Origin of the sequence: Desulfuromonas sp. CSMB_57 (assembly GCF_020194955.2) — a bacterium.
In the GTDB taxonomy this organism is placed as follows: domain Bacteria; phylum Desulfobacterota; class Desulfuromonadia; order Desulfuromonadales; family Syntrophotaleaceae; genus JAFCIY02.
Map to the genome: position 1 here is coordinate 1 of NZ_JAFCIY020000029.1, position 14,007 is coordinate 14,007.

Here is a 14,007-nt window from a genome sequence, read left to right on the forward strand (position 1 = left end):
GTTCGCCAAGTTCACCGTGCCGGGTCCGCCCCTGAAGATCGCCGCCGGTCTGCTCATCGCCGGTTTCGTGGTCACCCTGCTGTTCAAGCGCCCGCAGCACGTGTCCCATTACAGGGTCCCGGCAGTGAAGTCCGTGCCCGGATAAGCGGGAGTGGAGGACGCTCCCTTCCAGATGGCGGGGCATCCGCCCCGGTATGCCCCGCTTGTTAATTGATTGCCGGAAACTTTCGCAAGGGGATTGTTTTAGTCTTGTGCGATCCGGGCAAGCTTCCATGCTGACCAGGTATGAAACGAAAGAATGAATTTGATGAAACAAGCGATATCAATGGAAATGGCGCTGGAAACCCTGGCACGTTATGTTCCTGGGACGGGCAGTGAAGAAGTGTCGGTGGTCGATGCCTTCGAGAGGATTTTGGCAAAGGACATTGTGGCGGGGATCTCTCTGCCGCCCTTTCGCCGCTCGCCGCTGGATGGCTATGCGCTGCGTGCTGCCGATACCATTGATGCCAGCAGGGAAACTCCGGTTGTCATGCGGGTTGTCGATGCAGTTTTTGCGGGGCAGGTGGCGACCATGCCTATAGGGCTCGGCGAAGCCATGAGCATTACCACCGGCGCTCCCATGCCGGAAGGCAGCGATTGCGTCGTCAAATTCGAGGATATCGTCCGCGATGGAGAAACCATCGCTGTTTCATCCCCGTTTGCAACCGGAGAAAATGTCGTTCCGCAAGGGGAGGATGTCGCCGAAGGGGAAACGGTCATCAACCGGGGTTCCAATATCACTCCCGCCGTGGTCGGGCTTTTGGTTTCCCTGGGGTTGGACAGGGTTCAGGTTTTTAAAAAACCCAGGGTGGGCGTCCTCTCCATCGGCGATGAGTTGCTGGAGGTTGGACATCCCTTGAGGCCGGGGAAGATTTACAACAGCAATTTGTATGCGCTGTCCCTGCAAGTCAAGGAAGCCGGCGGTCTGGCATTTCCCAACGAAACCCTGTCGGACTCGACGGGTGACATTGCCCGGGCTTTGGAGCGGGCCATGGCGGACTACGATTTGGTTGTCACCACCGGAGGTGCCTCCGTGGGCAGCAAGGATTTGGTCAGGGATGCCATTCGACTCAGTGGCGCCGGTATCCTGTTCTGGAAAGTCGGCATGAAGCCGGGAACTCCTGCCGTATGCGGTGAAAAAGATGGCAAGCTGATCATCGGTTTGTCGGGCAATCCTTCAGCGGCGATGATCACTTTTCTCATGTTGGTGCGCCCCTTGATTCGGACCATGGCGGGAAAAGAGTCCGGAGCCCTGCCGGAAGTCAGCGCCGTTATGAAACGGCCCTTCCATAAGACAAGCAGTCAGCGCCGCCTGTTGCGGTCGTTGGTAGCCTGGGAAAATGGGCGCTATTTCGCCATACCAGCCGGGATACAGAGTCCCGGCGCATTAAAATCCATGGTGGAATGCAATGCGCTCATCGACATACCGGCAGGACATGGTCCCCTTGAGGTGGGTGCGGAAGTCAAGGCTCTGCTATTGCCGCCGCCTTATTGTTTGCAGGGGTGAGCTGCCATTGGCAAGGAGAGCGGGACTCAAAATGCCCTTATGGTCAGGGACCGGGGTAGCTTGGTCGGTTGCAACCCGTTGCTGCGGGAAAAATAATTATTAGACAAGTAAGCGGTCATCTTTACGTTTTCTCAAGGGATACAAATTCAAACCCGTTTCCAGCAGGCCTTGGTGTCTGGCATGGTGCGGGTTTTTGTATTTCATCCGGGATAGGCGCCAAAACCATGGGGGTGCATAGTGATGGATGAAACGGATAACTTCCTTGCTTGTTATCGATAGTGTCGATAATGGATAGCGTTTTTATGGATAATATCAATTAGACTTAGCCTAAGTCATTTGCTAGATTCAGCATTTAATGATCAACTCAAAAGTCTGAAATAATCTGTGTTTGCAGCCTAAATTGGATAACAATATCGATTGGGCAGGAATTGTGGCTTTTTCGAATTTCATGCAAAAAAAGGAGGAACGGATGGGGGGTATGAAAAACATTTTTGCCGGACGCTGGGGCATTATCGGTGCCGGCATCTTTATCGGCATTCTCGCCCCCTTGTTGCAGAAGTGGGGCAATCCCGGCAACATGGGCGTCTGCGTGGCCTGTTTTGAACGCGATATCGTCGGGGCCCTCGGCCTGCATCGGGCCGAGGTGGTGCAGTACCTTCGTCCCGAAATCATCGGTTTCGTTCTGGGCTCACTGGTAGCGGCCTGCCTGTTCCGGGAATTTCGGCCGCGCCTCGGTTCGGCGCCCATCGTCCGTTTCGTGCTGGGATTCTTCGCCATGATCGGGGCGCTGGTGTTTCTCGGCTGTCCCTGGCGGGCGGCCTTGCGGTTGGCCGGAGGCGATGGCAGCGCCATCGTCGGCCTGCTGGGACTCGGTGCCGGCATCTGGCTCGGTACCCTGTTTTTGAAGGGCGGCTACAATCTCGGCCGAACCCAGGAAACGCGGCCGGCCGCAGGTTTGCTGCTGCCCCTGTTCATGCTGGGCCTGCTGGCGTTGATGTTCGTTTTTCCCGCCATGCCCGGAGAAGGGCAGAGCGGGGTGCTGTTTTACAGCCTCAAGGGACCGGGTTCCATGTACGCCCCGGTGCTGGTCTCCCTGGCCGCCGGTCTGGGCATCGGCTTTATCGCCCAGCGCAGCCGTTTCTGCACCATGGGCGCCATTCGCGACTTCGTGCTGTTTCGGCAAACCCATCTGCTGGGTGGGTTTCTCGCTCTCATTGTGACCGCCCTGGTGGTCAATCTCGTGGTCGGTCAGTTTCATCCGGGCTTCGCAGGGCAACCCATCGCCCACACCATGCAGGTCTGGAATTTCGCCGGCATGCTGCTGTCGGGTCTGGCCTTCTGTCTTGCCGGGGGTTGTCCCGGCCGTCAGCTGTTCATGGCCGGCGAAGGGGACGGGGATGCCGCCATTTTCGTGCTGGGCATGATGGCCGGCGCGGCCTTCAGTCATAATTTCAGTATGGCCAGCTCGCCTGCCGGTATCGGAAAATACGGTATGCAGGGAGTGGTGGTCGGACTTCTGGTGTGCCTGTTGCTGGGCTTCACCATGCGCAAAAAAGCGGCCTAGGGAGGATGTCATGACGAAAACCATCGATGCTCGCGGACTGTCCTGCCCGCAACCTGTAATGATGACCTTGGAGGCCATCAAAGCCGGCGGCGCGGCGGAACTTATTGTATTGGTGGACAATGAAACGTCCCGGGAGAACGTCTGCCGGGCCGCGGAAAACCGGGGCTGGTCCGTGGCGGGAGTTGCCGAGCGGGCCGGTGACCTGACCATCACACTGAAAAAGGGCTAGACAACATGGCGCTTTTCGGCTTCAAGAAGAATTCCAATGCCGAGGCGGACAACTCCTCCTCTGAAAATCAAGTTGAGCGGGGCATCCTGGTGTTCGAGAACACCAGCGAGGTCATTCAGGCGGAGAATCTTTTGAAAAAGGCGGGCTGGAGCATCCGGGTCATGGGGCCGCCGCCCGAAATTCGCCAGGGTTGCGACCTGGTCATCGAGTTCCCCCTCATCGAGCAACTGGACATCGTTCGCCTGCTGACGGAGAAGGGCCTTCCGCCCCTGAAGACCGTGCCCGTGACCAGCCCTCTGTTGCAGCCCGTCGATATCTTTCAGGTCAAGGATTTCGGCCGCTATCTCATGGTGCGGGCGGCCAACATGAAGCTGACCCTGGACAAGGAAACCCGCACCATCGTCAATATCTCGGGGGGCGGCTGCCCCGATGTGCCCTACCTGGCCGCTTCCATGGTCGGGAAGACCCTGGCCGAGGCGCCGAGCCCCCGTGAAGTCGGCCATACCCTATGCGGCTATGCGCTGCAGTTGGCCTATGAGGAGACCCTGCGCCAATGCTGTGCATAGTTGGAACGGTGCCTTGTGCCGACTTTCCCCTGGTGGAAGGAACGGTGAGCCTGCGGGGCGAGCAATTGCACATCGGCACCTCGCTGGTGGACATCAACCGGGGTACGCCGGCTCTGCTCGGCGCGGCCTTGAAGGCGGCCGAGGCGTTGGGCCGACCCGCGCCCTATGCCTATCTGGTCGGCGATACGGGCACCGGCGCGGGCAGTCGACGTCTGTACCGGCACTTGACCGAGGCTTTGCCCGCCGCTGATTTCAAGACCATAACTTTCCATTATTTGCAGCCCATCGTCTATTGGCACCAAAAGGTTTTGGCGGCCATCGGCAAGATGGCGTTCCGCCCGTGTCTAATCGCCGATGCCGGCTTCATGTATGTAGCGAAAATGAGCGGTGAAGCCGGCGCCTACGACCTGTTTACGCCCGATGTCGGTGAATTGGCCTTTCTGGCCGACGAAGAGGCGCCGCATCCGTTCTATACCCGCGGTTTCATGCTGCATGAAGACAACCGGGTGCCCGATCTGATTGCCCGGGCCTATCTACACGGCAATGCCGCCCGCTACCTGCTGGTCAAGGGTGAACGGGATTACCTGGCGGATGCCGGCGGGATCCTGGCCAGCGTCGACAGCCCTTCGGAGGAAGTTCTGGAAGCCATCGGCGGCACGGGCGATACCATTACCGGTTTGGTTTCGGTGTGCATCGACGCCGGCATGGATATCCAGGCGGCAGCCATCGCCGCCATGCGGGTCAACCGCCTCGCCGGCCGTCATTGTCGACCGACGCCGGCCACCCAGGTCGCTGACATCATAGCCCATATTCCTCAGGCTTTTCGGGAGATGCAGGCCGGATAGCCTGGCAGTGATAACTTGTCCAGATCGAATTTTTTTCCATGGAGTGGTCATGAAAAAACATCTCGCTTTTTTACCTTTATTGATCGCAGGTCTCCTGCTCGGAACCTTCTCGCCGGCCTTTTCCGGCAGCCTCGATTCCTTCAAAAATGAAAAGGGTGTCCTGAAAATATCCGGGGGCACCGCCCATATTCCGGTCATGAAGGATGCCGCCCAGAAGATCATGACTGCCAACCCGGATATCCAGATCAGCATCGCCGGGGGCGGATCGGGGGTCGGCATCAAACAGGTCGGAGAGGGCCTGGTGGACATCGGCAACAGCGGCCGCAAGCCGACAGCCGAGGAAATCGACCGCTATGGACTCAAAGTCCACCAGTGGGCCGTCGACGGGGTGGCCCCGGTGGTGAATCCCAAGAACAAGGTCAGCAAGCTGACCAAAGCCCAGATGAGCGACATCTTTGCCGGCAAGATCGACAACTGGCGGCAACTGGGCGGGGAGAACCGCAAAATCAACCTTTATACCCGGGATGAAGCCAGCGGCACCCGCGAAGTATTCTGGGAAAAGGGCTTGGACAAAGGCAACGTAACCGCCGCGGCCCACGTGGTGGTGTCCAACGGCGCCATGAAGTCGGCCGTTGCCCAGGATCCGTACGGCATCGGCTACGTATCCGTGGGTCACATCGATCGGACCGTGGCGCCGGTGGCTCTGGACGGCGTCCTGCCCACCATCGAGACGGTGCGCAACGGCTCCTACAAGGTTGCGCGCGGCCTTTACAGCAACACCAAGGGAGAACCGACGAGCCTGGCCAAAAAATTCCTGGATTTTCTGTCCACCCCGGAGGGCAGCCGGATCATCGAGGAACACGGCTTTATCCCCCTCCGATGAAAAAACTCCATGAGCTGGTCGCGGAGAGGCTGCTGTGCCTCTCCGCGCTGGCAAGCTCCGCCATCACCCTGGCGATTCTGGCCTTTCTGGTGGTCATGGGCCTGCCCTTGATGAGGGCCGGCGGCGTTCTGCCCCTGGTCTACAGTCCTTGGGCGCCATTCCAGGGGAGTTTCGGCATTTTTCCGATGATCGTCGGGACTTGCGCCATCTCCCTGGCAAGCCTGGTGCTGGCCTTTCCGCTGAGTCTCGGATGCTCGTTTCTGATTGCCGCTGTCGCTCCGTCGGCCGTGAGTCGGGGCTTTCGGCGTCTCATCGAGTTGATGACCGGTATTCCCACGGTGGTCTACGGTTTTGTCGGCATCTTTCTGCTGGTGCCCATCGTTCGGGAGCTGTTTCGGAGCGGCTCGGGCATGAGCCTACTGACGGCGGCCCTGGTTCTCGGCATCATGATTACGCCCACCATGACCCTGTTCTTTTGCGACAGCTTCGACCGGATTCCGAAGTCTTATCTGGACGCCGCCGAGGCCCTGGGCGCGAGCCGCACCCAGCAGTTGCTCCATGTCATGCTGCCGCTGGCGAAAAAGGGCATGCTGACCGGCGTATTGCTGGCCCTCGGCCGGGCCGTCGGCGACACCCTCATTGCCCTGATGCTGGCGGGCAATGCGGTCCAGGTGCCGACCTCGGTGCTGGAGCCGGCCCGGACCCTGACCGCCCATATCGCGCTGGTGATGGCGGCGGATTACGAAAGCCCTGAATTCCGGTCCATCTTTACCTGCGGCATCGTGCTCTATCTGTTCACCCTGACCGTGACCTTTGTGGTGCGCGCGATGGGGTCGGCCAAGGATGAAGCAGCGTGAAACCATGCCTGCTCGAAAGAACCACGGTGCTGTTCGCCTGGGCCGCCGGGCTGCTGTTGACGGCGGCCGTCGCGGTGCTGTTTGGCTACCTTTTCATGCATGGATTGGAAGTTCTTAATCTGCCACTGATCTTCGGGAAGACCCCTCCATGGCGGGCACTGCTGCTGCAGGAACGGGTTTTCGAAGGGTTGTTTCCGGCCTTGGCCGGCACTTTTATGCTGGTCCTGCTCGCCATCTGCTGGGCCATTCCGGTAGGGCTGGCCACGGGGGTCTATCTGTCCGAATATGCCGGGCCACGGGTCAGAAGGGTACTCGATGCCCTGTTCGACGTTCTCGCCGGGGTGCCGTCCATCGTGGTGGGCCTGTTCGGGTTTGCTCTGGCGGTTTTTCTGCACCGGCATTTTTCCGAGCGCATCGGTCCCTGCCTGCTGATTTCCAGCCTGGCGCTTTCCATCCTGGTTCTGCCCTACATCATCCGTACTACCCAGGCGTCGCTGGAGGGTTTGCCCAGGGAGATCCGCCTCACCGCCATTGCCCTGGGGGCGACCAAGCTGCAGAATATCATTCTGGTGCTCCTCCCCAAGTCCCTGGCAGGGGTCATGAGCGGGATCATTCTCGCCATCGGCCGCTGTGCCGAGGATACGGCGGTCATCATGCTGACCGGGGTGGTGGCTTCCGCGGGGCTGCCCAAATCGCTGCTTTCCCAGTACGAAGCCCTGCCTTTTTACATCTTTTATATTTCATCCCAATACACGAGCCCCGAAGAGCTGCAACAAGGCTATGGGGCGGCCATTATCCTGTTGCTCCTGTGCGCGCTGCTGCTGCTGGCGGCCTACGGCATCCGGAAAGGGCTGACCCATTTGGTTTTTTACCGCCCATGAGTCCACAATCGATGTCAAACACCAAGATAAGAGTTGAGAACCTGTATTTTTCCTACCGGGGCCGCAGTGTGCTGCGGGACGTGAGTGTTGGTTTCGCCCGCAATGCGATTACCGCTCTCACAGGACCTTCCGGGGTCGGCAAATCGACCTTTCTCACGACCCTCAACCGCCTCTGGGAGAGCACGCGGGATGCTACCATGCAGGGCAGGGTGGAAATCGAGCTGCAGGGACGCATGCGGGATGTCTATGATCGCGGCATGCCGCTGACGGAGTTGCGAAAAAAGGTGGCGATGGTGTTCCAGGCTCCCAATCCCCTGCCCATGAGCATCGCCAAAAATATCGCCTTCCCTTTGAAGCTGGCCGGAGAACGGCATCGTACGGTGGTTGCCGGTAGGGTGGAGCAGGCTCTGCGGATGGCCAATCTGTGGCACGAAGTCAAGGACCGTCTTCAGGATGACGCCCGCACCCTTTCCGGGGGGCAGCAGCAGCGTCTGTGCATCGCCCGGGCCCTGGTGCTGGAACCGGAAGTGCTGCTGCTGGATGAACCGACCTCCTCCCTGGATCCGGCCGCCACCGACGCCGTCGAGGAGCTTCTCACGGGGCTCAAGGAGCGTCTGACCATCCTGGTGGTTTCCCATTACCTGGAACAGGTGGTGCGCATTTCCGACCGGGTGGTCCGTTTTGCCGACGGGACCATTGTTGCCGGATGAGGGTTTGAAACAGGCGGCATGATGGCCGGTTGCCCGGCTCAAGCCATGGTGTAGGCTAGTCGAAAAACAAGGAGGGATCATCCATGACCAACCAGAAAATCAAACTTACCCACATGGTGAAAGCGGCCGGTTGAGCGGCCAAGCTGGGCCCGGAGGGCCTGGAAGAGGCCTTGTCCGGATTGTTCGGTGAGCGGGATCCCAATCTGATCGTGGGGCCGGAGACCGCCGATGATGCCGGAGTCTACCGCATCGCCGACGATTGTGCCCTGGTGGAAACCACCGATATCATCACGCCGCTGGTCGACGATCCCTATCTGTTCGGCGCCATTGCCGCAACCAACGCCCTGTCCGATGTTTTCGCCATGGGCGGCCGGCCGGTGACCGCCATGAACCTGGCCTTCTTCCCGCAATGCGGGATCCCTCGCGAAATGCTGCGGCAGCTGCTGGCCGGCGGCGCAAGCAAGATCCGGGAAGCGGGGGCCTGTCTGGTGGGGGGGCATACGGTGACGGATGCCGAGCTCAAGTACGGCCTGGCGGTGACCGGGTTGGTGCATCCCTCCCGGGTGGTCAGAAACTCGACGGCCCGGCCAGGCGATGTGCTGATCCTGACCAAGCCGATCGGCACCGGCATCATTTCCACCGGCATCAAGGCGGATATGATCGACGCAGAGTCGGTGACGGAAGCCTGCCGTTGGATGACCACCCTGAACGATGTGGCCGCGGCCGTCATGCTGGAGTGCGGCGCCCGGGCCTGCACCGACGTGACCGGCTTCGGCCTCATTGGCCATGCTTCGGAGATGGCCCGGGGCGCCGGTGTCACCCTGGCCCTTAGGCGGGATGATGTGCCGGTAATGGCCGGTGTTGCCGATTTGATCGGAGATGGCCTGGTGCCTGGCGGCTGCTATCGCAATCGGGACTATTATGCCCGGATGTTGCGGGATGTCCGTGCAGAAGGGGGAGAGAGTGTCTCGGCCATGCCCGCCGATGACCTGCTGCCCCTGTTCGATCCCCAGACTTCCGGCGGTCTGTTGATCGCCCTGGATGTCGAATCCGCTCGGGATTTTCTGCTTCGTGCCCGAGATCGGGGATGTTTCGCCGTGGTGGTTGGCGAGGTCGTGGATGCCCGCGGACATGCGGTGGAGATTTGCTGACAGTTCCCGTCGGGTACTGTCGGCTTAAAAGGAGGCACTTTCGTGCTGCATTTTACGGTTCCCAACCAGGTCGATTTTAAAATCGAACACCTGGTGCTTGACTTCAACGGTACCATCGCCGAGGACGGCACCCTCATTCCCGGAGTTGGGGATCTCATCCAGTCCTTGAGTTCCCGGGTTACGGTGCATGTCGTCACGGCCGATACCCATGGCACGGCCAGGGCGCAACTGGTCCATCTCCCCTGCACCGTGAAGATCATCGCAGAAGCCCACCAGGATCGGATCAAACTCGATTATGTTACCGATTTGGGCCGGCACCAAACCGTGACCATCGGCAACGGCGCCAATGATTGCCTGATGCTGCAACACGCCGCTTTCAGCATCTGCGTCATCCAGGCGGAGGGGGCTGCCACCGGGGCCCTGCAGGCGGCCACCATGGTCTGTACGAATATCAGACAGGCCCTCGAATTGCTTCTGAATCCACGCCGAGTCACCGCCACCCTGCGCAACGCCTGATCTTCTCCTTATCCCTTTCAAAACGGGTAATCACCCAAATCTACAGTGATATTCTACCTCTCTGGGTACGCCCATCTCTTTATTATTGATTTTTACGATAATCTCAATTCAATTTATTAATATTATCCATTTGACTTGCCCGGGATGCTCCTTGTATTTCTTTCTCCATGCTGACGGTAGTGGCCGACATTCGGGCACGCCGGAGACACCAAACTTTGTTATGGAGGAGAAGTCGAAAATGGTCAAGCTGACGATCAACGGTAAAACGACGGAAGTGCCTGCGGGCAGCTCGATTCTGGATGCCGCGAAAACGCTGGATATCCACATCCCGACCCTGTGCCACCTGGAAATGGAAAAGAAATTCAACGAACAGGCCGCCGCCTGCCGCGTCTGCGTGGTTGAGGTCGAAAACCGCCGCAACCTGGCACCGGCCTGCGCCACGCCGGTCATGGAAGGCATGGTGGTGACCACCGACACCCCCCGCACCATCGAAGCCCGCAAGACGGTCATCAACCTGATGCTTTCCGACCACCCCCTGGATTGCCTGACCTGTGGCCAGGCCGGGGCCTGCAAGTTGCAGGATCTCTGCCATGCCTACGACATCACCGAAACGGAATTCCCCGGGACGCGCAACGATTTCCCCAAAGATGAGACCAACGAATTCTACCTCCGGGATCTCAACAAATGCGTGGCCTGCCGTCGCTGCGTCATGGTCTGCAACAACTTCCAGAGCACCCAGGCCATCGGTTTTGGCGACCGCGGATTCACCACCCACCCGGTGGCGCCTTTCGACAAGGGCATGGACGCCTCCACCTGTGTTTCCTGCGGCAACTGCGTGTCCGTCTGCCCGACGGGCGCCCTGCAGCCGAAGAGCAAGGACAAGTTCCGCCATTGGGAAGTCAGCAAAACCAAGACTACCTGCTCCTACTGCGGGGTGGGCTGCGAAATGAACCTGCTGACCAAAGACAACAAGGTGGTCGGCGTGGAGCCGGTCAATGGCCCCGCCAACGAGGGTCTGCTGTGCGTCAAGGGCAAATTCGGCTACAACTTCATCAACCATCCGGATCGCCTGACGACCCCTCTGATCAAGAAAAACGGCGAGTTCGTTTCCGCCACCTGGGACGAGGCCTATGACCTCATCGCCGGCAAGTTGAAGGAAACCAAGGAAAAATACGGCGCCGATGCCTTGGCCGGTTTCGCCTCGGCCCGCGTCACCAACGAAGAGAACTACCTGTTCCAAAAAATGGTCCGGGCCTGCTTCGGCACCAACAACATCGACCATTGCGCCCGTCTGTGTCATGCCTCGACGGTAGCCGGCCTGGCCACCACCCTGGGCAGCGGTGCCATGACCAACAGTATCGCCGAGGTTCTGGACAGCGACCTGATTTTCGTCACCGGCTCCAACACCACTGAAACCCACCCGGTCATCGGCACCAAGATCCGCCAGGCCGTGGCCAAGGGAGCCAAACTCATCGTCGGCGAGCCGCGCCGCATCGACCTGGTGGAGCAGGCCGACGTGTTCATGCAGATCACCCCCGGCACCAACGTCGCTCTCTACAACGGAATGATGAACGTCATCATCTCCGAGGGGTTGCAGAACGAGGAATTCATCCAGGCCCGCACCGAGAACTACGACGAATTGGTCAAGGTGATCGATGCGTACACCCCGGAAAAAGTCGCCGAAATTTGCGGCATCAACGCCGAGGATCTGAAAAAAGCGGCCCGCATGTACGCCCAGGCCAAAAACGCCTCCATCTTCTACTCCATGGGCGTGACCCAGCACAGCACCGGCGTCAGCGGCGTCATGGGCACCTCCAATCTGGCCCTGCTGTGCGGCCAGATCGGCAAGGAAGCCTCCGGCGTCAATCCCCTGCGCGGCCAGAACAACGTGCAGGGCGCCTGCGACATGGGCTGCCTGCCCGGTGACCTGACCGGCTACCAGAAAATTGCCAACCCCGAAGCGGTGGCCAAGTTCGAGCAGGCCTGGGGCGTGAAACTGTCCACCAACCCCGGCCACACGGTCACGGAAGTCATCCCCATGGCCGGCAAGGGCGAGATCAAGTTCCTCTACATCATGGGTGAAAACCCCATGTTGTCCGACCCCGACCAGGCCCATGTCAAGGCCGGTCTGGAAAATCTCGACTTCCTGGTGGTGCAGGATATCTTCCTGACGGAAACCGCCGAACTGGCCGACGTGGTGCTGCCGGCCGCTTCCTTTGCCGAGAAGGACGGTACCTTCACCAATACCGAGCGGCGGGTCCAGCGGGTGCGCAAAGCCATCAATCCGCCGGGCAAAGCCAAGGCCGACTGGGTCATCCTGCAGGAAATGATGGCCAAGCTGGGCTATGAAAAAACCTATGCCGGCGCCAAGGAAATCATGGAGGAAATCGCCGGCGTGACGCCTTCCTACGGCGGCATGAGCTATGCCCGTCTGGATGTCCAGGGGCTGCAGTGGCCCTGCCCGACGGCGGACCACCCGGGCACCAAGTTCCTGCACAAGGACAAATGCGCCCGCGGTCCGGGTCTGTTCAAGCCTTGGGAGTTCAAACCCAGCGCCGAGTTGCCGGATGCCGAGTATCCGCTGATCCTGACCACCGGTCGCATCCTTTACCACTATCACACCAAGACCATGACCGGCAAAGTCGAGGGCCTCAACAACCTGTTCCCCGGCTCCTTCGTGGAAATCAATCCCGAAGCAGCGCGCAAGCTGAACATCGTCGACGGCGACAAGGTCAAGGTCAGCACCCGTCGCGGCGCCGTTGCGGCCACGGCCAAAGTGACGGACAAGGTCAAGGAAACGGTCATCTTCATGCCGTTCCACTTTGCCGACGGTCCGGCCAACGCCCTGACCAACCCGGCTCTGGATCCCATCGCCAAGATTCCGGAGTTCAAATCCTGTGCCGCCAAAGTTGAAAAGGTGTCCTGGGACTGGTCCGAGGAGCAGGACAAGATTCGCTAACCTCTGACTGCCGGGGACGGAATTCGCCGTCCCCGGCATGCTCCAAACAGGTACAAGGCCTCTCGTCCTGCCTGGGCCGCGGGGCTAAAGCAACCTAACCACGGCTTTCCATCGAAAATATCGATGGAAAGCCGTGGTTTTTTCGAAATAATCCATTTGCTTTATGCCGGGCTCCGGGCTATTTTCTCGCCATGCCTCCTCATATCGCCCTCTGCAACATATTCGACCAGGACGCGGAACGGTTGGCCGGTTTTGCCACGGAACACGATTTCCGCGCCATCGACTGGTCCATGGATCCGTCGCTGCCGGAGCGGGAATTCCGCTCCCTGATGCAGGCCCTCGAAGGCTTCCAGGTGCGCTTCCATTGCCGTTTCCACGGCATCGATCCGGCTTTTACCGACAGTCGCGGGGAGGACTCCCTGGCGCTGCTGCTGCGGACCGTGGACCAGGTTGCCGCCGTCGGCGGACGGCACATGACGGTGCATTCCGGCCTTGGCAATCCTTCCGGAGCAGGTATCGATGCCCGCCGGGCCATCGACAATCTGGCCCGCTTGGCGGCCCATGGTCGCCGCCGGGGGGTCGCCGTCGCTCTGGAAAACCTGACCACTCCCCTGACCAACGATCCCGCCCTGTTCCGCCGTATCGTGATGGAAAGCGGCGCCTGGGTGACCGTCGACATCGGCCATGCCCATGCGGTAGGTCTGGTGCAGGGGCGGCAGGATATTTTCCGCGACTATGTGCTGCCCCATCGCCATCGCATCCGCAACGCCCATATCTACCACACCGAACTGGACGGCTATGGGCACGTACCGCCCGCCTGCCTGGCGGATTTCCACGACCGCCTGGACCTGCTCGGCCTGGCGGAATCCTGCGACTGGTGGGTCATCGAACTGATGCAACCGGCGGAGATTCTGCATACCCGCGACCTGCTCCGGAGCTATTTCCATCTCGCGGCGGTACGCACCGATACTGATCGGCACGAAAATCCCCTTCCTTTGAGCGCCATGTCGGCATAAACTCTCGACGGTGTACACCTTTTTCCCCGGGGAGGCCGACATGCGCTGCATCCTGCTTCTTCTCGACGGTCTTGGTGACCGCAGCCATCCGGTCCTGCATAACAGGACCCCGCTGCAGGCCGCCCATACCCCCAACCTGGATATCATTGCCGCGCGCGGCATGAACGGGCTGTTCCATGCCTATCTGCAGGGCACCGCATTGCCTAGCGAACTGGCCCATTTCCTCATGTTCGGTTACCGGATGGAGGAGTTCCCGGGAAGGGGGGCGGTGGAAGCCCTGGGGG

13 protein-coding genes and 1 pseudogene are annotated in these 14,007 nt (G+C 60.0%); all 14 read left to right on the plus strand.

All coding sequences use genetic code 11. From position 1 onward, the window contains the following. Positions 1-307: 307 nt before the first annotated feature. Entirely contained in the window at positions 308-1,546 is a 1,239-nt protein-coding gene (locus tag JQN68_RS09090; RefSeq protein ID WP_225073651.1) for a molybdopterin molybdotransferase MoeA, read from the plus strand. A 448-nt stretch (positions 1,547-1,994) separates the two neighbouring features. Next, entirely contained in the window at positions 1,995-3,110 is a 1,116-nt protein-coding gene (gene yedE, locus JQN68_RS09095; protein WP_225073650.1) for a YedE family putative selenium transporter, read from the plus strand. Positions 3,111-3,120: 10 nt separating this feature from the next. Then, positions 3,121-3,339, plus strand: a complete 219-nt coding sequence (locus tag JQN68_RS09100) for a sulfurtransferase TusA family protein (RefSeq protein WP_225073649.1) — start codon at positions 3,121-3,123, stop codon at positions 3,337-3,339. Positions 3,340-3,344: 5 nt separating this feature from the next. Then, entirely contained in the window at positions 3,345-3,905 is a 561-nt protein-coding gene (locus JQN68_RS09105) for a putative Se/S carrier protein (RefSeq protein ID WP_225073648.1), read from the plus strand. Then, a complete protein-coding gene (locus JQN68_RS09110; RefSeq protein WP_225073647.1) occupies positions 3,893-4,750 on the plus strand; it encodes an NAD(P)H-hydrate dehydratase in 858 nt (285 codons plus the stop codon). The genes JQN68_RS09105 and JQN68_RS09110 overlap by 13 nt, the downstream gene beginning before the upstream one ends. A gap of 49 nt (positions 4,751-4,799) precedes the next feature. Beyond that, positions 4,800-5,633, plus strand: a complete 834-nt coding sequence (locus JQN68_RS09115; protein ID WP_225073646.1) for a phosphate ABC transporter substrate-binding protein — start codon at positions 4,800-4,802, stop codon at positions 5,631-5,633. Beyond that, positions 5,630-6,490: a phosphate ABC transporter permease subunit PstC gene (gene pstC, locus JQN68_RS09120; RefSeq protein WP_225073645.1), complete on the plus strand. Its 861-nt coding sequence runs from the start codon at positions 5,630-5,632 to the stop codon at positions 6,488-6,490. Before JQN68_RS09115 ends, pstC begins: the two co-directional genes overlap by 4 nt. Next, positions 6,487-7,371: a PstA family ABC transporter permease gene (locus tag JQN68_RS09125; RefSeq protein ID WP_225073644.1), complete on the plus strand. Its 885-nt coding sequence runs from the start codon at positions 6,487-6,489 to the stop codon at positions 7,369-7,371. Before pstC ends, JQN68_RS09125 begins: the two co-directional genes overlap by 4 nt. Positions 7,372-7,382: 11 nt before the next feature. Beyond that, positions 7,383-8,081 carry a phosphate ABC transporter ATP-binding protein gene (locus JQN68_RS09130; RefSeq protein WP_249621129.1) on the plus strand — a complete coding sequence of 233 codons (699 nt, stop codon included), beginning with the start codon at positions 7,383-7,385 and terminating at the stop codon, positions 8,079-8,081. A gap of 83 nt (positions 8,082-8,164) precedes the next feature. Further along, positions 8,165-9,232 (plus strand): selenide, water dikinase SelD, encoded by a 1,068-nt coding sequence (gene selD / locus JQN68_RS09135; RefSeq protein ID WP_225073642.1) that lies wholly within the window; start codon positions 8,165-8,167, stop codon positions 9,230-9,232. 42 nt (positions 9,233-9,274) lie between these two features. After that, a complete protein-coding gene (locus JQN68_RS09140; protein ID WP_225073641.1) occupies positions 9,275-9,748 on the plus strand; it encodes an HAD family hydrolase in 474 nt (157 codons plus the stop codon). A 238-nt stretch (positions 9,749-9,986) separates the two neighbouring features. Next, positions 9,987-12,707: a formate dehydrogenase subunit alpha gene (gene fdhF / locus JQN68_RS09145; protein ID WP_249621130.1), complete on the plus strand. Its 2,721-nt coding sequence runs from the start codon at positions 9,987-9,989 to the stop codon at positions 12,705-12,707. A 191-nt stretch (positions 12,708-12,898) separates the two neighbouring features. Continuing rightward, entirely contained in the window at positions 12,899-13,723 is an 825-nt protein-coding gene (locus tag JQN68_RS09150; protein ID WP_225073639.1) for a sugar phosphate isomerase/epimerase family protein, read from the plus strand. A 40-nt stretch (positions 13,724-13,763) separates the two neighbouring features. Beyond that, positions 13,764-14,007 (plus strand): annotated as a pseudogene (locus tag JQN68_RS09155) (alkaline phosphatase family protein); the annotation flags it as partial.